Below are 18,306 nucleotides of genomic sequence, written 5' to 3' on the forward strand. Positions count from 1 at the left end.
CTATACCCCAATTACTTCTTGGAACTGGTTTTGGAAGTCGTTTTCTTCCTCCACGCTCAGTTCTCGTTCGGTGCTTGCGTTGTTCAAGAATTCTGCGGTAGGGAAGATCAACGGATCGTTGACTAGATCCGGGTCAATTTTTTCCATCTCTTGCTGTGCGCCTACCACGGGGCACAGATAGTTCACGTAGGCAGCGACTTCTGCGGCCACATCCGGCTGGTAATAGAAATCCATCAGCTTCTCCGCGTTTTTCTTATGCGTTGCTCCAATGGGAACAGTGAAGTTATCTGACCAAATCAATCCACCACGCTCAGGCATGATGAACTCCCACTTATTGCCCTCTTCGTAGTTCAGCTGCGTAATGTCCCCCGAGTAGGCGATTCCTGCTAGCGCATCGCCGGAAATAAGATCCTGCTTATACGAGTTGCCCTTGACCTGTCTGATTTGGCCGTTCTGAATGTTTTTATCGAGTATTTCTAAAGCTCCGGCGAATTCGTCCTGTCCCCATTGGCCGGCGATATCTATGCCTTGGTCAAGTAGGAGAATCGGAATCGTGTCACGCATTTCGTCCAAAAGCGTCACCCGCCCCTTGAGTTCTGGACTCCACAGGTCTTCGACGTTTCGTAGTCCTGTGGGGAAGGCTTCCTTGTTCCACACCAGACCGGTGTAACCCGACTGCCAGGTTAGTGATTTCGTACGTCCTGGATCAAAGCGAACATCTTTCAACTCGGGGAGCAGATTTTTGATATTTGGAATATTTGCGTGGTCTAGTTCTTGTGCGTATCCCAGACGCATCACGCGTTCGGTCATCCAGTCGGTCAGCACGATCAGGTCCTGACCGATGTCTTGTCCGGCCGCAAGTTGAGATTGCACTTTGCCGTAATAAGAATCGTTGGAGTCAATGTCTTCGACGTATTTCACGTCCAGGCCAGAGGACTTCTTAAATTGTTGCAAGGTTGGGTAGTTTTTCGCCTTGTCGTCATAGTCCAAATACAGTGTCCAGTTGGCCCAACGAACGAGTTTTTCGGTGTCAGAAAGATCTGTCGCGGGAGCTAATGAAGCCGCGGGGGAACTACTGGCACCCTTAGTGCCGCAAGCGGTGAGCAATCCAGCTAGCGCGAGGCCGGCAGCGCCGGCGAGTACCCCTCGACGACTCGCCTGAGCTTGCCCAATAGCTTGGGAGAGTTTCATCCGTTGATCGTTAAGGGCACGTTGGCGTGACATATATTCTTAGGCTCCAATCGCGCTTTGGAATTCGCTACCGAGGGTAGTTTCTTCCTCGGCGTCCAAGGCTCGGAAGACATGAGCATGGCTGAGGTCATCTTCTGTTGGGAAAATTAGTGGGTTATCCACCAGGCTCGGATCAATTTTTTCCATCTCTTCTTTGGCTCCGATGACGGGACAAATAAAGTTCACATAGGCGGCGACCTCCGCGGCCACCTTCGGTTCGTAGTAGAAATTGATCAGCTTCTCGGCATTAGCTTTACGTGGCGAAGCGATAGGAACCATCAAGTTATCGCTCCACAGCGTGCCGCCGGCCTCGGGAATCACAAATTCCCATTGGTCATCATTTTCAAAGTTCATCTGCACTATGTCTCCGGACCAAACAATGCCTGCGATAGCATCACCAGAGATGAAATCCGACTTGTACGAATTGCCCTTGACCTGGCGGATCTGACCATTTCCAATGTTCTTGCGCAGATCTTCTAGGGCGGTACCGAATTCGTTCTCACCCCATTGACCGGTGATATCTACCCCATGGTCAAGCATCAGCAACCCCATAGTGTCGCGCATTTCGTCGAGCACGGTGACCCGCCCCTTGAGTGCTGGGTCCCAAAGGTCTGAAACATTTTTCAGCCCCTTGGGGAACTTCTTTTTGTTCCAGGCGATTCCGGCGTAGCCGGTCTGCCAGGTGATCGAGTTCTTGCGGCCTGGATCGAAGTCAACATCTTTCAGATCAGGCAAAAGATTTGCAAGGTTCGGGATGTTTGCGTGGTCAAGTTCTTGGGTGTACCCCTGACGAATGATGCGTCCGGCCATCCAGTCGGTAAGCGTGATGAGGTCCTGACCAATATCTTGACCCGCTTTGAGCTGCCCTTGGACTTTGCCATAGTAGGTGTCGTTTCCATCAATGTCTTCAACGTAATTAACGCTGATACCAGTCTGCTCTTTGAACTGGTCAAGAGTCGGGTAGCTTTTGCTCTTCTCGTCATAGTCAAGGTACAGCGTCCAGTTTGCCCAGTTCACCGTCGGATCGGTATCGGAAATGTCTTTGACGCTGACTGCTGACGCTGAACTTCCACCACTTTTGCCGCCGGTTCCGCAGGCTGCCAAAAGACCACCCAATCCCAAAGCGCCAGCAGCTCCCAGAACTCCGCGGCGTGACATTGAGCGTTGGCTCATCGCTTGGACCAGTGCGCGGATCTGTGGATCTTCAGGTAGTTGTCGTCGCTGAGGAGACATGATTCCGTCCTAACATTGAGGGCTCAAACAGTTTGGCGACTGTGACGCGCCACACAAGATATCAATGACGTTCATAATGTCAGCTCTCCGCCAGCGAAACAAGAGATTCACACAAGTATCGATGTTAAATCTGTGTTTCTAATGCTGGAAACAATAAAAAATTACCCCTTTCGCAACTGGATCAGTAGATGTATGGTCGGTGCTATACCCAAAACGACGACAGTTTTTGGGTGGCGCCTATGCATCGAAAGACCCGGGAGGTCGATAACGGATGACCCTGCCACCGCATAATCACGTAGCGGCGACTATCGACGAAATTTCTAAAGAAATCATCGAGCAACTGCAAGAGGATGGGCGACGCTCCTATGCAGCCATCGGCAAAGCAGTGGGCCTCAGCGAGGCCGCGGTTCGTCAGCGCGTGCAGAAATTGGTGGACAGTCGAGCCATGCAAATCGTTGCGGTAACCAATCCATTGGAGCTGGGGTTCACCCGGCAGGCGATGATCGGAATAATCGCCTCAAGCGACATTAACGCCACGGCAGATCGAATCGCAGAAGTACCCGAGGTGGACTACTGCGTAGTGACCGCGGGAAGCGCCGACATCCTGGCCGAAGTAATTTGCACCAGCGACGAGGACCTCTTGCGCGTAATCAGTAAAATTCGCGGCACCGAAGGCGTTGTCAGCACTAGTACATATACGTATCTTTCACTGAAAAAACAGGAATACAACTGGGGAACACGATGAGTAAAACTCCACGCGGTACCGATCGACAGCAAGCTGCCCGCGACCATCTATGGATGCACATGGCACGTCATTCAGGCCTTCACAATGGTGGGACCGTGCCAATTATTTCCCGCGGTAGTGGACATAAGATCTATGACGATCAAGGCAAAGAATATATCGATGGGCTCTCCGGGCTCTTTGTTGTGAACGCCGGGCACGGGCGTGCGGAACTAGCCGAAGCGGCAGCAAAACAGGCAGAAAAATTGGCTTTTATGCCTCTATGGTCATACGCCCACGAGCCTGCAATTGATCTCGCCGAACGCCTAGCGCACTATGCCCCAGGAGATCTCAACCGAGTCTTCTTCACCACCGGTGGAGGCGAAGCAGTTGAATCGGCTTTCAAACTGGCCAAACAGCATTTTAAGATGAAAGGGTTCCCGGGAAAAACGAAAGTTATTTCCAGGGCTTTGGCCTACCACGGAACCCCGCAGGGTGCTCTGGCGATTACTTCCCTGCCGGATATGAAGACTCCGTTTGAGCCGCTGGTTCCGGGAACCTTTCGAGTTCCAAACACTAACTTCTACCGGGCTCCGGAAATGTTTGCCGACAACGAAAAAGACTTCGGGCTCTGGGCTGCGGAGAGAATTCGTGAGGCCATTGAATTTGAAGGTGCTGATACCGTCGCTGCGGTGTTCTTGGAACCCGTTCAGAATTCCGGCGGCTGTTTCCCACCACCTCCTGGCTATTTTGATCGTGTCCGCGAGATCTGTGACGAGTACGATGTCTTGCTCGTCTCAGACGAGACTATTTGCGCCTTTGGCCGCATCGGTTCGATGTTCGCGTGTAACGACTTCGGCTACGTCCCGGACATCATCACCTCGGCCAAGGCACTGACCAGTGGGTATGTTCCATTAGGTGTCATGGTGGTTTCAGACAAGCTCTTTGAGCCATTCACCACGGGCGACACCACTTTTTACCATGGTTACACCTTTGGCGGCCATCCGGTGGCTGCGGCCGTGGCGATGGCGAACCTTGATATTTTTGAGCGCGAGGGGCTCAACGATAACGTCAAGAACAATGCCGATAACTTCAAAGCGACGCTAGATAAGCTCAAGGACCTCGATATCGTGGGCGACGTGCGCGGGGCTGGCTACTTCTACGGAATTGAACTGGTCAGGGACAAGAACACCAAAGAAACCTTTAACGATGAGGAATCCGAAAGGTTGCTGCGTCAGTATCTCTCCCCTGCACTGTGGGAAGCAGGGCTGTACTGCCGCGCAGATGATCGCGGCGATCCGGTGATTCAGCTGGCTCCACCACTGACCATCGAGCAACCAGAATTTGATCAGATCGAATCGATCCTGCGCTCAGTTCTCAAAGAAGCGGCAAATAAGATCTAGCGAAGTTTCAGATATTTTCAAGCAACAAAGCTGGCGGTCGCCTCCCCCACAGGGAGGCGGCTGCCAGCTTTATTTTTCTGCGGAAATTTAGCGCTGCAGTGCCGTTCGGGCCGAGGCCAGACGATTCAACGCCAACGCTCCGATCAACAAGCCGAAGTCACGCAATGCGACGTCAAAGTAGCCAGGAAGTATCAGCAAGTTCACGATGATCCCCAACAACCAGAGGCTCACCACCACCGAACCGAGCTTCGGGCGCAACGCCACCAAGATACCGGCCGCAATTTCCACAACGCCTACGGCGTACATAAACAATTCTGGCGACACCGGGATGATGTCAGTTGCCAGCGGTGCGAGGCAATGGGTCCAATCGGTGAGCAAGTTGAAAAACTTGTCCAGCCCAAACAAGATCGGCGCCACCGTGAAGATGGTTCGCAACAACAAGAATGCTTGGTGCTCCAACGCCTGCGACCGCAACTCTGAGGATCCAGCTGTTATTGAAGACATGCTGACCCCTCCTTTCTAAAAGTAGTAATCACAACTTTAGAACCAGTAAGCTTCTAAGTCAACAAATGCCAACTTTAGATTTAGACTGTCTCTATGCAACTCTTTTCTCGAAAACGTTCGGTCCACGCCGTCTCGGCATTGGCCGATCCTTTGCGGGCAAAAATCTATGAATATCTGCGCCGCACCACCGAGCCAGCTAGCCGTGACGCGGTCGCCCAAGCACTAGATCTGCCCAGAAATACCGTGTCCTTTCAGCTTGAACGCTTAGCGAAAGAGGGACTGCTGACCTACGAATTCCGAAAACTCGGTGAGACTAGCGGCCCCGGCTCCGGCCGGCCTTCAAAACTGTATTCGCTGGTCACCCAGGAAATTGAAGCCAGCGTCCCACACCGCGAATACACGTTGGCTGCCCACATCATGGCACAGGCCATCGAACGTGCCACACGAGAGCAACGTCCGGTCAATGAATTGCTCGCCGAGGTATCCCGCGAGTCAGGCCAAGCCTTAGCAACCTCCAATGAGTCTCTGGACCAGATGCTCACAAAAGGCGGATATCTCCCCGAGACTGACAAGGCTGGCTCAATTCATCTGACCGATTGCCCTTTCCATCAGCTATCCGCACAATTCGCGGACACCGTATGCATGATGAACCGAGAACTTCTTGGGGCCGTCGTAGAAACCAGCGGCGCCCCTTATCAGCCTTGTCCGGTATCACCTGAAGCTGGGCACTGTTGCGTGAGGTTGGACCCCACATCCAATAAATAGTCGCCCAGAAATTCTTGCCGAGCACAGAAACGGTTACTGCCCCGCGACCGCTGTTGCTTACCTCGGTCTTTGCAGGGGTTTCGTTCTTCTCTATCCTCTCCGCAGAATCAGCGCTAGGCTTGGGCCACCAGTGGTCAGGCGAGCATGCCACCAGGGCAACAACGCCTGGAATGCAAAGGATCTGCCATGAGCCCGAACCCGGAACCCGTTAGTACCAATGTTGACGCGGCCAGCGCCCGAGAAGTTGCCGAGGCCTCCCGTGAACAGACGTGGGAACGTCCCAGTTTCGCCAAAGGTATCTACATGGGCGACGTGGACTTTTCGCTGATCACCCCCATTCCAGTTCAAGATGCCCAATCCGCCGCACGTGGCGAAAAATTCCTTGCGCAACTAATTGCTGTGCTCGATGGGTTCGACGCATCGCGCATCGAAGAAGCTGCCCGCATCCCCGCCGAATACATCAAAGCGCTACGCGAGGTGGGCGCCTTTGGAATGAAGATCCCCGAAGAATACGGCGGATTGGAGCTGAGCTTGCTTGATTACGGGCGGGCTTTAATGCGAGTAGGTTCGGTCTCCCCAGCCATTGGTGCATTACTTTCGGCTCACCAATCAATCGGTGTACCAGAACCGGTCAAAAGTTTTGGAACGTCAGAACAAAAACGCACCTATCTTCCGCGTTGTGCGGCCGGCGAGATCAGCGCATTCCTACTCACCGAAAATGATGTGGGCTCTGATCCAGCCAGACTAGGTACTTACGCCACGCTCAGCGAGGACGGAACCCACTACGTTGTGGAAGGGTCCAAGCTCTGGACCACCAATGGTGTAGTCGCCGACTTACTCGTCGTCATGGCGCTAGTCAAACCACATGAGACTCAAGGAGCCGAACCCGCAGGCAAGGGCGGGATTACCGCTTTTATCGTGGAGGCAAACAGCGCCGGCATCACCGTAGAAAATCGCAACGCTTTCATGGGACTGCGTGGAATCGAAAATGGCGTGACACGGTTCTCTGCGGTGCGTGTTCCGGTAGAAAATCGATTAAGCCGTGAGGGTTCCGGGCTGAAAATTGCGCTGAGCACCTTAAATACCGGTCGATTGTCGATTCCTGCCATGTGCGCAGGAGCAGGAAAATGGTCCACCAAAATTGCTCGTGAATGGTCAGCAGCCCGAGTGCAATGGGGTCTACCCGTAGGTAAGCACCAAGCAGTTGCCGCCAAGCTTTCCTATATGGCAGCAAGCACCTACGCTCTGGAGGCGGTCTTCGAGCTGAGCGCGAGCCTGGCAGACGCAGGCATGAAAGATGTCCGAATCGAAGCAGCTCTCGCCAAGCTCTACAGTTCCGAGGTCTCTTGCAAAATTGTTGATGAGCTAATTCAGATCCGTGGCGGTCGTGGATACGAAACGGCTGCCTCCCAAGCCGCCCGTGGAGAACGAGCGGTGCCCGCCGAACAGCTACTGCGCGATTTACGTATTAACCGAATCTTCGAAGGTTCTACCGAAATCATGCATCTACTGATTGCCCGCGAAGCGGTGGACGCACACTTGCAAGCAGCAGGAGCTCTGGCACAGGCTGGTTCCAGTCTTGAGGATAAAGCCCGAGCCGCCGTTGATGCATCCGGCTTCTACGCCCGGTGGTTACCCAAACTTATGGTCGGAGCCGGAACCGTGCCCGGATCATTCTCGGATCAAGGCCCACTGGCCAAGCACCTACGCTTTATTGAACGCAGCTCCAGACGCTTGGCACGGCAAACTTTTGCTGGGATGGCGCGCTGGCAGGCCGGTATGGATAAACAACAAGTTTTCCTTGGCCACATCGTTGATATCGGTGCCGAGCTTTTTGCAATGGCAGCAACAATCACTAAGACCTTGTCCTTGCATGAGGCTGGAGCACCCGAAAGATTCTCCGCAGAGACGCTCGCACAAGCGTTCTGTGAACAAGCAACCAAACGATGCGAAGAACATTTTAGGCACTTGTGGAACAACACCACCCACCGTGATGAACAAGTTGCGTCAAAACTCTTGAACGGAGATTTTGAATGGTTAGAGGACGGCGTGCGCGATGTTTCCGAAAATACCGGTCCATGGATCGCTGAGTGGTCAACACAGAGCATGCCAGATGCACGCAAACCGTATAGCACTGAAGCATGAACCCCGAGCGGAGATTAGCTTTGGGAAAATCTGCTGCACGAATAGGGCGACGCTCAACGGAACCCCGAGGTCTCCCTCGGCATTTCTCGCAGCTGCGAAGCCTGGTTTTGCTGTTATCCATGCATTCGGTACCAAAGCAACGCAACTTGCAGGCTCGCCCTAGACTCGGCGGTTCCCAGCGAAACGCCAAGCTTGTCTTCCAGTTTCGTCAGCCGGGCGTAAAGCGTGGGACGAGATAGGTAGCTTTCCTTAGCTAAGGTGCTCTTGTTGCCCCCATGGTTAAGAAACAGCTCCAGCAGTTCAAGTCCATCTGTGTCCATTGGGGAAAGCAATCCAGATAGTTCGGTGAGCGCGAAACTTCTCATTCGTGCATCCTGCCCCATGGCAGAAAGTACTCCGCGTAGACGCAGATCCGCAAAACGATAATAGGGACGGGCGCGGGTGGGAAGGTTAGGGACAATCTCGGCCACGTGTGCGGCCTCTTCTAACCGGCGAGCGCTAGCAGCAATGCTGATCTCCTCCGCTGCGACCCCGATGGCAATGTGCGTAGTGAGCATTTCGGTGAGTTGGCGGGTAAAACGTTGCAAGGCGTTGGCTACCAGTTGTTTGGCGGATACCGGCACAATGACTGCAAGGCACCCAGAGCGCAGGGAGCCTGCAAGTACTCCTACTCGCATGTTTTCTGCCACTTGGTCAATCACTTCCAACACTTCTCGTTCGCGAAGTTGCAGGTCTGTGGGGCTGTAATTTTCAGCTTCGGCAAGGGCGATGACTAGTGGTACATAGTGCGATCCGTTATCTAAGCCGAGAGATTGGGCGCGGACAGCGACTTCTTTGTCCGTATATGAATGATGTTGTTGTAGCTCATGCATCATCGAGGTGCGTGCTTGATAGAGCAATTCACGTTGGTCACGCCCGGATAGCCGGGCGATAGTGAGTGTCTGTCCGGCACGTTCAAGAACCAGGGCTGCGTTATGTTCATCGTCTAGTTCATCCGGGACGATTAACCGGCCCCAACGGTTACGCACCGCGCCTACCGGGGTTTGCAGCCAGTTTTCGGTGCCGTGCCCTCGCCCGGTTTGTTCCGCGTAGCCAACAAATTTTGAGCGGTTCATCCAATGTGCCAGCACCGATTCGGCACCGTACCCGGCTCCAGCGTGAGCCAGCACGTGGTGGCGTACGTCTTCGAGGACTACCGGAGCACCAAGTAGTTCGGAGGTGCGTTCCACGATGCGTTGCTCATCAGCTTCATTGAGCGATAGTTCGGTGTAGATTTCGTGGACGTTGCGAGAGAACTGCACGGCGGCCAGTTGCTCGGAAACAAGCCGTTCGTGGATGACCTCGGTGATCTGCACAAAACGTACCTTTTTACGCAGGTGGATTACCGGTAGTTCTAGCCCCTGTACGGCGTCGGCTAAATGTTTTGCCAGCCGAGAGTTCGGATTCCCTGAGTCAACTAAAAGTTCCACAATCACCCCGGCGGCACCAGCTTGGGCAAGTTGACTCATAAACGAACGCAATCGTTGCGCTGTTGGTTCCACATTGCGTAAGGTCGTCAGCACCACTTCGCGTCCAAAGAGCAGATCAACGTTGTCTGCCGATTCGGTGACATGGACCCAACGAAGGTTCACATCTAGATTTTTCTCCCCGGAGAGAACCAGCGGATCCGCGTCTTGAACTACCGGCAAAGCCAAGACATCACCCATGGTCAAAGACCCCGCGGTTCTTGTACTCATCATTCACACCTTTACAGAGCGTAAGTATTACTTACTAAATCATGACACATTGCATGTGTCGTCAGTCATATTGGTGACGCAAGATGGAGTCAGATATCAATTCACGCTTTGAAGGGAAGATCCATGACGACTACTGTCACCGAAACTCTGCAGCACTGGGTTAACAACGCTCCATTCACCGGTGAGGGCGATACCCGCACCGCCAAGGTCTACAATCCAGCTACCGGTGAAGTAGCGCGCGAGGTGGCTCTCGCTTCGAAGAACACCACCGAGGCCGCAATCGCCTCCGCACGCGAAGCATTCCCGAAGTGGCGTGACACCTCACTGGCTCGCCGCACCGCCATCATGTTCAACTACCGTCAGTTGCTTGCCGAACGTAAGGGTGAACTGGCAGCCATTATCACCGCCGAACACGGCAAGGTGCTGGACGACGCATTGGGCGAAATTGCCCGTGGCATGGAAATTGTCGAGCTGTGCTGCAACGCCCCTTACCTGCTCAAGGGCGAATACTCCGAGAACGCTTCCACCGGCGTGGATGTTCAGTCCCTGCGTCAGCCGGTAGGCGTCTCCGCCATCATCTCGCCATTCAACTTCCCTGCAATGGTTCCCCTCTGGTTCTTCCCGGTAGCCATCGCCTCCGGTAACACCGTTGTTCTCAAGCCTTCGGAAAAGGATCCTACGGCTGCACAGTGGATGGCAGAACTCTTCGCAGAAGCTGGCCTACCCGAGGGGGTACTAAACGTTGTCCATGGCGATAAGGAATCAGTGGATACCTTGTTGACCGACCCACGCGTGGATACCGTATCTTTCGTTGGCTCCACCCCTATCGCTCAGTACGTTTACTCCACGGGTACCTCCCACGGCAAGCGTGTTCAGGCCTTCGGTGGAGCGAAGAACCACATGCTCGTGTTGCCAGATGCAGATCTAGATCTAGCAGCTGATATGGCGGTGAACGCCGGATTCGGCGCCGCCGGTGAGCGTTGCATGGCGATTTCCGTAGTGGTTGCACTGGAAACCATTGCCGATGAACTAGTCGCTAAAATTGCCGAACGTGCCAAGAAGTTGCGCGTAGGCGATGGAACACGTGGTTGCGATATGGGTCCGCTGATCACCGGTGAACACCGTGACAAGGTCGCCGGATACATCGAGCAAGGCATTAGCTCCGGCGCGGAGCTGGTAGTTGATGGTCGCACCGGACAGCTAGATGCCGACGGTAACGGATTCTTCCTGCACCCAACCCTGTTCGACAAGGTCGGTACCGATATGTCCATCTACACCGATGAAATCTTCGGCCCAGTCCTGTCGGTAGTTCGGGTAGAAACCTTCAACGAAGGTATCGACCTGATCAACGCTTCGAAGTACGGCAATGGCACCGCGATCTTCACCAATGACGGTGGCGCCGCCAGACGTTTTGAGAACGAAATTCAGGTTGGCATGGTCGGCGTCAACGTGCCTATCCCGGTACCGGTGGGTTACCACTCCTTCGGTGGTTGGAAAGCCTCGTTGTTCGGTGACCAGCATGCGTACGGTCCGGAGGGCTTCAAGTTCTTCACCCGCAACAAGGTCGTCACTAAGCGTTGGCTTGATCCGAGCCACGGTGGCATCAACCTCGGCTTCCCGCAGAACGATTAGTCCGCATCCCTTCTCAGTGGTTCCAGTAGAAAGAACTAGATTCATGACCGAGCAGCTCACCACCGAAATTTCGGTGGAAGAGATTGAGGCAGGCAAGCGTGCCTACCAGCTGGACCGCGACCACGTATTCCATTCGTGGCAGGCCCAGGGGCCCTTCGCTCCGATGACCATCCTGAAAACTCAGGACTCTTATGTCTGGGATGGCGAAGGACGCCAACTGATCGATATTTCCAGTCAGCTAGTGAACACAAATATTGGTCACCAGCACCCCAAGGTCATCACAGCCATTCAAGAGCAGGCGGGCAAGATCGTAACGATTGCCCCGCAGCATGTTAACGACGCACGTTCCGAGGCAGCCCGGCTCATCGCCGAACGAACCCCAGGTGATTTGAACCGGATCTTCTTTACCAACGGTGGAGCCGATGCGGTAGAACACGCCATTCGCATGGCACGGCTGCACACCGGGAAACACAAGGTGCTTTCCGCCTACCGTTCCTATCATGGCGGCACTCACCTCGCGGTGAACGCGACCGGAGATCCACGTCGTCATGCATCGGATCATGCCACCGACGGGGTAGTGCACTTCTTCCCTGCTTACCCCTACCGTTCCTACTTTGGTTCAACCACCGAAGCCGAGGAAACCGAGCGGGCCCTGAAGCACTTGGAAGACACCATCATCTTGGAAGGTGCCTCGACTATCGGCGCGCTAATCCTCGAATCGATTCCCGGCACCGCCGGAATATACCTGCCACCGGCAGGTTACTTGGCGGGGGTATGGGAGTTGACCCGTAAATACGGGATCGTTTACATCGCCGATGAGGTCATGGCAGGCTTTGGACGTTCCGGTGAATGGTTCGCGGTTAATCACTGGGATGTCACCCCAGATCTGTTGACCTTCGCCAAGGGAGTGAACTCCGGCTATGTTCCACTAGGTGGTGTGGCGATCAGTGAGGCGATCTATGAGACCTTCCGCGAGCGTCAGTACCCTGGAGGCCTGACATATTCCGGGCACCCACTGGCCTGCGCTGCGGCGGTGGCGACCATCACCGCAATGGAAGACGAAAATATGATCGCTAACGCGAAGCGTCTAGGCGAGGAAATCATTGGTCCCCGTCTCGAACGTTTCTATGCCGACCATCCGTCGGTCGGCGAGGTTCGTGGCACCGGAGTGTTCTGGGCCATTGAGCTGGTGAAGAATCGTGAAACTCGTGAGCCATTAGCGGCCTACGGTGGCTCGTCAGCTGAAATGAATGAAGTCGTCGCGGCGGCCAAGGCAGCCGGTTTGTTGCCGTTCGCAAACTTCAACCGGCTGCACGTGGTTCCGGCCATGAACATTCCCGACGAGGTTCTTATCGAGGCACTCGATCGTCTGGAGCAGGCGCTCTTTGTCGCGGACAAGTTTGTAACCGTCTAGCGATGAGCAATATCAGGCCCGGAGGAAGCACATATTGTGTTTCCTCCGGGCCTTTTAGCATTTTCTTCCCTACTAAGACCAGGACCTCAAAGTGATCCCCTCCGAGCTCAACGAGTCCACCGCGTTGCTGCTGAACGCGCACCCGCAAGCTTCCACAGATCAGCAAGCTTGCCAGCAGGCAAGCATTGACCGTTCCGGTTATATCCCGGAAAGCTTTGCCGATGGGGTGATCTTTGCCCAAAGCATCGATGATGTGGTGTTGGCGATGAGTTTGGCTCATGAGCATGGGGTGAAGATCGTTCCGCGTGGGGCTGGCACCGGTCTGGCTGCAGGATCCTGTGCACAAGCCGGCGAGGTGGTGCTCGATTTATCGCGGATGAACCAGATCTTAACCATTGATCCTGTAGAGCAGCTTGCCGTAGTCCAGCCTGGAGTGCTCAATGCTGAAGTAAACCGGGCGGCCGGAGAACATGAATTGTTCTACGCTCCAGACCCAGCAAGTACCGCAATCTGCTCCATTGGCGGAAATATTGCCACAAACGCGGGCGGCATGTGGTGCGCCAAGTATGGGGTGACCCGCGAGTCCGTACTCAGCCTGTTGGTGGTGTTGCCCGATGGCCAGCTATTGCGCACCGGACGTCGCACCATCAAGGGTGTAGCCGGGTATGACATGAACGCCTTGCTCATTGGTTCGGAAGGTACCTTAGGCATCGTGGTGGAAGCGGTACTCCGCTTACGTCCCAAACCCCGGTTCACCTCCACCATGGTTGCCTACTTCGCCGATGAAAACACCGCCGCGCAGGCTGCCTCGGCGGTCATCGCTGCCCGACTACAACCCTCGGTACTCGAACTGATGGACGGCAAATCTCTGCGGGCGATAGATGCAGCGTTGGGGACCGAACATCAACAGCGTGGTGGAGCGTTGTTATTGGCGCAGACCGATGGTTTTGGCGCACAACTGGAGATGCAAGCGCTCACCCAAACAATTGCCCCGTTGGCCAGCCATGTTGAACTTGCCGAAAATGAAGAAGAGGCCCACGCCCTGATCGAAGCGAGACGCCAAGCGATCCCAAGCATGGAGTTACTGGGCACGGTATCGATCTGCGATATCGGTGTGCCACGCAATCGTCTTGCCGAAGCGTTCGCCGGGTTACAACGTATCGAAGCCGAGCGTGGCGTAGAAATTTTCACGATTGCTCACGCAGCGGACGGAAATCTACACCCAATCATTGTGGTTCCTGAAGGGCAATCCATTACTACGGGGGCCGCGAAACTTGCGTTGGCTGACATGTTCTATCTGGCTAAGGAATTAGGCGGGACGCTCACCGGAGAACACGGAATCGGGTTACTCAAGCAGGACTGGCTCGCCGAGGAAATTGGTGAGACTTCGTTGCAGTTACAGCGACGGCTACGTGCGGTCTTTGACCCTCAAGGAATTCTCAATCCAGGCAAAGCAATCTAACCCCGAGAAATCTAAATTGGTCGTGCGGGCGGCGAATACAAAACGGCCCGCACAATCAGGCATTTGAGACATCAGATAGTGTTTATTTGCTCTAGCTAACTAGCTTTATTCTCGTTAGAATAATGCGATGGATGCCAGTAAATTCGCCGATGTCAACTTCGTGATCCCACTGTTTTATCTGGGCGTTGCAGTGGTTTGCTTGTTGATCTTCATTCCCCTGTTCATCCATGGGATGCTACGTCGGCGAAAGTTCTCCACCCTGGTAGACGGCTACCAAACTTACGCATTACGTTCCTCCATTCGCATTGAGCTGATCGTCGCTGCGCTCGTTGCAGTCCTGACCATCGTGTTCCTCGCCATGGGTATTACCGGTTATTTCGATTCAAGGAATGACTTGGAAGCTAATATTCAGCTTAAATACAATCCCACCCATCTTGAGCTGGGGCCGTGGAATGGTTCATCGGCTACCGCTGACCTCACGCTGCCAGACGGTACGGTCTTTGATGACGTTGAGGTTATGCTCCAAGGCTCTGGAGAACCATTTATCGAAAAGGTTTGGTACCACGAGCGCGACAAACGTAACCAGTAGTATCCCAAAACTAGCGAGTATGTAATACTGATCCCCGGATCTAATTTGCGCACCATATGAAGCGCCTACACAAAAGGGGAAAAACACGATGATGGGTATGAATGGTGCACCGGTAGGTGATCCGTTTCAGCCTCACCTGCAATGGGGCCTGAAAGCGTCCTTCGTAGGATATATTTCATCGCTACCCGACGGGCGAATCGAAGCTTCCAATGGTGTCTGGCAAGTTGGAAACAACCTGGCTTTTCCGGTTTCCAACCAAACAGAAGCCCCCGAGGGAGAACTTCATTTTAAGGGCAACGTCTCGTTTGAAGGACACGGCGGGATGATGAAACTGGATCTGATTGAACCGCACATCGAAGAGCATGGTGACAAGATTCTACTCAGCGTCGCAGATCAGTCCGGTACCCGCGCACCGTTGGCCGAACTAACCGAAACCACGGTGTCAAACGCCTTCGGCTTAGTCAAAACCCGCTTTGAAGCACGACTCACCGAGCAAGGCTCGGTTCTGTTTAACGGTCAGTATAAGGCTGGCCAAGAGATGGAACCAGTAGAGATTGTCCTACGTAGCTAATCGCTAGACGTTAAGGACGGGACCGCAACTGTACCTAGTTGCGATCCCGCAATTTTTAACCCATATTAGCCTTTGATTAGCTGTGGCTGTGCCAGCGATTTGAGCTCATCCGGGCCAAATTCCAGCCCATAACCTGATTGTTTAGCCCCACCAAAAAGTGCCGGGACTTCTTGCTTCTACCCTAGTCAGGCGTTTTGGTCCTGTTCCAATGAACGCAGGTAGGCAAGCCCGGGGTGTCCTTCAAGTCCTTGCTGCCCGCGTAACGCCCAGACGGCGGCTACGGCAGCATACAAACCACCGGTACCACCGAGCATCAGTGGCTGTGTATCCGGGAATTGCACGATCATCGTGCCAGTTGTGCTGTCGATATCCATACTGATGGCTCCGCTGAAGTAGAAACTTAACCATGTTCCGTCGTGTCGTCGGCAGAGCACTCGATGGTTCGTTACGACAGCTAACACTTCCTGCTGCTCACGCCACTGTTCTTTCGCTAATGCGTCAGCCTGAGTTCGACGGGCTTTGTTCTCCATCGCCATGGCCAGAACGCCAACGGCAACTAAGGTTGGATGCCCCATCAAGAAGCCAGAACTCTGTGAGTAGGTGACATCTGAACCATAGAATCGGGCGTAGTTGGCATTAGCGGCGCAGAGCGTCTGTTCGCTTTGCCCCATGACGACGTCCCACGGCGGGTTTTGCGGTTTGCAAGTTCCGTCGAAAAGATCACCAGCCAGCTGAGCTGCTGCGACCTGCGCACGCGCGAGCTCTGCCCTTTCGCTGATGATCACCTTTTCCGATTTTGTATAGCGTCCTTTGGATCGGCAGAATGCCCGCCAGGCAAGACGCATCTTTCCGAACGATGTTATAAAGAAGAAGAGCCCAAAGCCGAAAATGATGAATGACCCGAAAGCCATTCCTGCTAGCTCTGTGTTCTCAATTTTGTTGGTCAGCGAAAAAGCAATGAGCATAGAGAATCCCACTGGCAATGAAGAGAACCAAGGCAACGGCCACTCGGATAATCCACGGTGCATGGCGTTTCCAAGTTGAGAAGTTGTCGTATTCCATTTCCTTGAGCGTTGATAATTTGCCGCGCAAACTGGCCAGCCCTTCTGTAATAAATTGATCTGCCCAACTGGTTTGAATAAGTTTATTCGGGTTACTCTACGATTTCTTGTTATTGTTCCAATGTTGCACGAAGGTTCTGCGAACCGCCAGGTTGCCTCTCTTCCCGAAAGAACTCGAAGCTCGGCGGACCTGTTCCTCGGTGAACACTTGGCCGATGTACCTCTCGAACAGGACCGTGGCTTGCAGGGCAATGACTTCAGCGTGGTCAAAACCGGCTTCTCGGCGGCGCTCACCGAGGCTGGTTCGAAGCTGTTCAACGGCCAGTACCGCGGGCCAGCAGATGGATTAACTTGAGGTTGTGCTGCGCGGCTCGATTCCGCCGAGTGCCGGGCCTTCGCTTTCTCTGCCTTCTGATATCAGCTGACTTGACTGTTTTTCTTCCGAAAACGACGTAGGCTCGGGTTATGTCGAGTGCCCACGTATCGAAGATCAGAATTCTGGCTGGGTTGAGCATCGTGTTGATGATTTTGTCATTCATCACGGCGCATTCGTGGTTTTTGCAGATCATCACGTTGGGCTTAGGCGCATCGGCGCTGATATCGGTTTTTGCGCGGTTACGCCATACAAGGCGCACGGATGCCGGCAACCAGTCGCTTCTGCTCCCCGTGATCGCCATCTCCGCGACAGCGGCATTCGTCTTCCGATTCTTCGTCTTATGGGCTTCCTCAAGGCCTACACGGTACGCCGATTACATGCCCGAGGGTGGAGCTCCGGTCACGAATGGAATTGCGCTGAACACCCAGTTCTTCCAGCTGACATCCCTAGGATTGCTTGCACTCTTGCCTGTGATCTACTTCGTCCTGCTGCTGACGACTTTTCGTGGAAACACTGTCACGGACAGGGCGGTTACCGCCAGCTAGTACGACTACCTCTTTTAAAAAATCAGGATTTCCGCGAGAACTCGGAAGCGCGGCGGACCTGTTCCTCGGAGAGCGCTTGGCCGGTGTACTTCTCGAACTGTGCCGCGGCTTGCAGGGCAATGACTTCGGCGCCAGTGATCACTTGCTTGCCGGCGCTACGCGCTACGCGGATCAACGGTGTTTCGCTCGGAAAAGCCACGACATCGAATACGCTTCGGGCTAAGCCTATCTGCTCGGCACTGAATGAGAATTCTTCTGACTGCGCACCGACCATGCCCAGCGGTGTAACATTCACAAGGATCTTGTGTCCCGGGGCAGGGTCGACGCCGGCAAAACCGTAGCCGTATTTATCAGCCAGGGCTTGACCGGAACCTTCATTGCGAGCCAGCACGGTCAGGTCGCGGAAACCCGCTTCGTGGAAGGCCGCAACCACAGCCTTGGCCATTCCGCCGGAGCCACGGACAAGCACACTGCTTCCTGGATCCAGCTGATGGCGTTCGATGAGCGTCGCGATCGCTTCGAAGTCCGTGTTGGAAGCAACCAGTCGCCCACTGGCATTCACGATGGTGTTCACCGAGTCGATTGCTTTGGCCGAAGACTCGATCTCGTCGACCATTGCCATAACATCTTCTTTGAACGGCATGGATACCGAGCAACCGCGGATGCCCAAGGCTCGGACACCAGTAATGGCACCGGCGAGGTCGTCGGTGGAGAAGGCCTTGTAGACGAAGTTCAGCCCGAGTTCTTCATACAAATAATTGTGGAACCGGGTGCCGATGTTAGACGGTCGACCCGATAACGAAATGCATAAGGTCATGTCTTTATTCAAAATAGGCACGCGTTGCCCTCCAAATATTGCTGCCGGTTCACATCCCAATATACGTGGGGATCCGTGGCGCACACTTTCACGAATCGGCAT

At 54.2% G+C, this 18,306-nt stretch carries 17 protein-coding genes; 11 read left to right on the forward strand and 6 right to left on the reverse strand.

Annotation, left to right across the window (positions count from 1 at the left end):
* Positions 1–1,224 carry a spermidine/putrescine ABC transporter substrate-binding protein gene (locus tag CIK74_RS08540; RefSeq protein ID WP_096255565.1) on the reverse strand — a complete coding sequence of 408 codons (1,224 nt, stop codon included), beginning with the start codon at positions 1,222–1,224 and terminating at the stop codon, positions 1–3.
* Positions 1,225–1,230: 6 nt separating this feature from the next.
* Positions 1,231–2,463: a spermidine/putrescine ABC transporter substrate-binding protein gene (locus CIK74_RS08545; protein WP_096255567.1), complete on the reverse strand. Its 1,233-nt coding sequence runs from the start codon at positions 2,461–2,463 to the stop codon at positions 1,231–1,233.
* Positions 2,464–2,734: 271 nt separating this feature from the next.
* On the opposite strand from CIK74_RS08545, the gene CIK74_RS08550 reads away from it, so the two are divergent.
* The gene (locus CIK74_RS08550; protein ID WP_096255568.1) at positions 2,735–3,208 is read left to right on the forward strand and encodes an Lrp/AsnC family transcriptional regulator; all 474 of its coding nucleotides are present in this window, start codon (positions 2,735–2,737) and stop codon (positions 3,206–3,208) included.
* Entirely contained in the window at positions 3,205–4,587 is a 1,383-nt protein-coding gene (locus CIK74_RS08555; RefSeq protein ID WP_096255570.1) for an aspartate aminotransferase family protein, read from the forward strand. Before CIK74_RS08550 ends, CIK74_RS08555 begins: the two co-directional genes overlap by 4 nt.
* Before the next feature lie 87 nt (positions 4,588–4,674).
* Here CIK74_RS08555 and CIK74_RS08560 read toward each other — a convergent pair whose 3' ends face one another.
* The gene (locus CIK74_RS08560; RefSeq protein WP_096255571.1) at positions 4,675–5,091 is read right to left on the reverse strand and encodes a DoxX family membrane protein; all 417 of its coding nucleotides are present in this window, start codon (positions 5,089–5,091) and stop codon (positions 4,675–4,677) included.
* 93 nt (positions 5,092–5,184) lie between these two features.
* On the opposite strand from CIK74_RS08560, the gene CIK74_RS08565 reads away from it, so the two are divergent.
* Both CIK74_RS08565 and CIK74_RS08570 read left to right on the forward strand, forming a co-directional pair.
* Positions 5,185–5,856, forward strand: coding sequence for a helix-turn-helix domain-containing protein (locus tag CIK74_RS08565; protein WP_096255573.1), 672 nt, complete (start codon positions 5,185–5,187; stop codon positions 5,854–5,856).
* Positions 5,857–6,042: 186 nt separating this feature from the next.
* Positions 6,043–8,001, forward strand: coding sequence for an acyl-CoA dehydrogenase family protein (locus CIK74_RS08570; RefSeq protein WP_170947807.1), 1,959 nt, complete (start codon positions 6,043–6,045; stop codon positions 7,999–8,001).
* 113 nt (positions 8,002–8,114) lie between these two features.
* On the opposite strand, the gene CIK74_RS08575 is transcribed toward CIK74_RS08570, so the two are convergent.
* The gene (locus CIK74_RS08575) at positions 8,115–9,737 is read right to left on the reverse strand and encodes a PucR family transcriptional regulator ligand-binding domain-containing protein (protein WP_170947808.1); all 1,623 of its coding nucleotides are present in this window, start codon (positions 9,735–9,737) and stop codon (positions 8,115–8,117) included.
* A 123-nt stretch (positions 9,738–9,860) separates the two neighbouring features.
* Between CIK74_RS08575 and CIK74_RS08580 the strand changes: the two genes are divergently transcribed.
* The 5 genes from CIK74_RS08580 (at position 9,861) to CIK74_RS08600 (ending at position 15,405) form a co-directional block, all read left to right on the forward strand.
* The gene (locus CIK74_RS08580; RefSeq protein ID WP_096255579.1) at positions 9,861–11,369 is read left to right on the forward strand and encodes a CoA-acylating methylmalonate-semialdehyde dehydrogenase; all 1,509 of its coding nucleotides are present in this window, start codon (positions 9,861–9,863) and stop codon (positions 11,367–11,369) included.
* A 43-nt stretch (positions 11,370–11,412) separates the two neighbouring features.
* Positions 11,413–12,783, forward strand: coding sequence for an aspartate aminotransferase family protein (locus tag CIK74_RS08585; protein ID WP_096255581.1), 1,371 nt, complete (start codon positions 11,413–11,415; stop codon positions 12,781–12,783).
* Between the two features lie 91 nt (positions 12,784–12,874).
* Positions 12,875–14,245, forward strand: coding sequence for an FAD-linked oxidase C-terminal domain-containing protein (locus CIK74_RS08590; protein ID WP_240520500.1), 1,371 nt, complete (start codon positions 12,875–12,877; stop codon positions 14,243–14,245).
* Between the two features lie 127 nt (positions 14,246–14,372).
* A complete protein-coding gene (locus CIK74_RS08595; RefSeq protein WP_096255582.1) occupies positions 14,373–14,834 on the forward strand; it encodes a hypothetical protein in 462 nt (153 codons plus the stop codon).
* Between the two features lie 88 nt (positions 14,835–14,922).
* A complete protein-coding gene (locus tag CIK74_RS08600) occupies positions 14,923–15,405 on the forward strand; it encodes an HtaA domain-containing protein (RefSeq protein ID WP_096255584.1) in 483 nt (160 codons plus the stop codon).
* Positions 15,406–15,590: 185 nt separating this feature from the next.
* Here CIK74_RS08600 and CIK74_RS08605 read toward each other — a convergent pair whose 3' ends face one another.
* Positions 15,591–16,370, reverse strand: coding sequence for a hypothetical protein (locus tag CIK74_RS08605; protein ID WP_205738266.1), 780 nt, complete (start codon positions 16,368–16,370; stop codon positions 15,591–15,593).
* 217 nt (positions 16,371–16,587) lie between these two features.
* Between CIK74_RS08605 and CIK74_RS08610 the strand changes: the two genes are divergently transcribed.
* The gene (locus CIK74_RS08610) at positions 16,588–16,821 is read left to right on the forward strand and encodes a hypothetical protein (protein WP_096255587.1); all 234 of its coding nucleotides are present in this window, start codon (positions 16,588–16,590) and stop codon (positions 16,819–16,821) included.
* A gap of 110 nt (positions 16,822–16,931) precedes the next feature.
* Entirely contained in the window at positions 16,932–17,387 is a 456-nt protein-coding gene (locus tag CIK74_RS08615) for a hypothetical protein (protein ID WP_096255589.1), read from the forward strand.
* Positions 17,388–17,409: 22 nt separating this feature from the next.
* Here CIK74_RS08615 and CIK74_RS08620 read toward each other — a convergent pair whose 3' ends face one another.
* The gene (locus CIK74_RS08620) at positions 17,410–18,225 is read right to left on the reverse strand and encodes a shikimate 5-dehydrogenase (protein WP_096255590.1); all 816 of its coding nucleotides are present in this window, start codon (positions 18,223–18,225) and stop codon (positions 17,410–17,412) included.
* Positions 18,226–18,306 lie beyond the last annotated feature (81 nt).

Source organism: Glutamicibacter sp. BW77 (genome assembly GCF_002332285.1).
Lineage (GTDB): Bacteria > Actinomycetota > Actinomycetes > Actinomycetales > Micrococcaceae > Glutamicibacter > Glutamicibacter bergerei.

Coding starts and splice junctions, on each gene's coding strand:
- CIK74_RS08540 (WP_096255565.1), bottom strand. CDS start 1,224: ATGTCACGCCAACGTGCCCTTAACGATCAACGGATGAAACTCTCCCAA.
- CIK74_RS08545 (WP_096255567.1), bottom strand. CDS start 2,463: ATGTCTCCTCAGCGACGACAACTACCTGAAGATCCACAGATCCGCGCA.
- CIK74_RS08550 (WP_096255568.1), top strand. CDS start 2,735: ATGACCCTGCCACCGCATAATCACGTAGCGGCGACTATCGACGAAATT.
- CIK74_RS08555 (WP_096255570.1), top strand. CDS start 3,205: ATGAGTAAAACTCCACGCGGTACCGATCGACAGCAAGCTGCCCGCGAC.
- CIK74_RS08560 (WP_096255571.1), bottom strand. CDS start 5,091: ATGTCTTCAATAACAGCTGGATCCTCAGAGTTGCGGTCGCAGGCGTTG.
- CIK74_RS08565 (WP_096255573.1), top strand. CDS start 5,185: ATGCAACTCTTTTCTCGAAAACGTTCGGTCCACGCCGTCTCGGCATTG.
- CIK74_RS08570 (WP_170947807.1), top strand. CDS start 6,043: ATGAGCCCGAACCCGGAACCCGTTAGTACCAATGTTGACGCGGCCAGC.
- CIK74_RS08575 (WP_170947808.1), bottom strand. CDS start 9,737: ATGAGTACAAGAACCGCGGGGTCTTTGACCATGGGTGATGTCTTGGCT.
- CIK74_RS08580 (WP_096255579.1), top strand. CDS start 9,861: ATGACGACTACTGTCACCGAAACTCTGCAGCACTGGGTTAACAACGCT.
- CIK74_RS08585 (WP_096255581.1), top strand. CDS start 11,413: ATGACCGAGCAGCTCACCACCGAAATTTCGGTGGAAGAGATTGAGGCA.
- CIK74_RS08595 (WP_096255582.1), top strand. CDS start 14,373: ATGGATGCCAGTAAATTCGCCGATGTCAACTTCGTGATCCCACTGTTT.
- CIK74_RS08600 (WP_096255584.1), top strand. CDS start 14,923: ATGATGGGTATGAATGGTGCACCGGTAGGTGATCCGTTTCAGCCTCAC.
- CIK74_RS08605 (WP_205738266.1), bottom strand. CDS start 16,370: ATGCTCATTGCTTTTTCGCTGACCAACAAAATTGAGAACACAGAGCTA.
- CIK74_RS08610 (WP_096255587.1), top strand. CDS start 16,588: ATGTTGCACGAAGGTTCTGCGAACCGCCAGGTTGCCTCTCTTCCCGAA.
- CIK74_RS08615 (WP_096255589.1), top strand. CDS start 16,932: ATGTCGAGTGCCCACGTATCGAAGATCAGAATTCTGGCTGGGTTGAGC.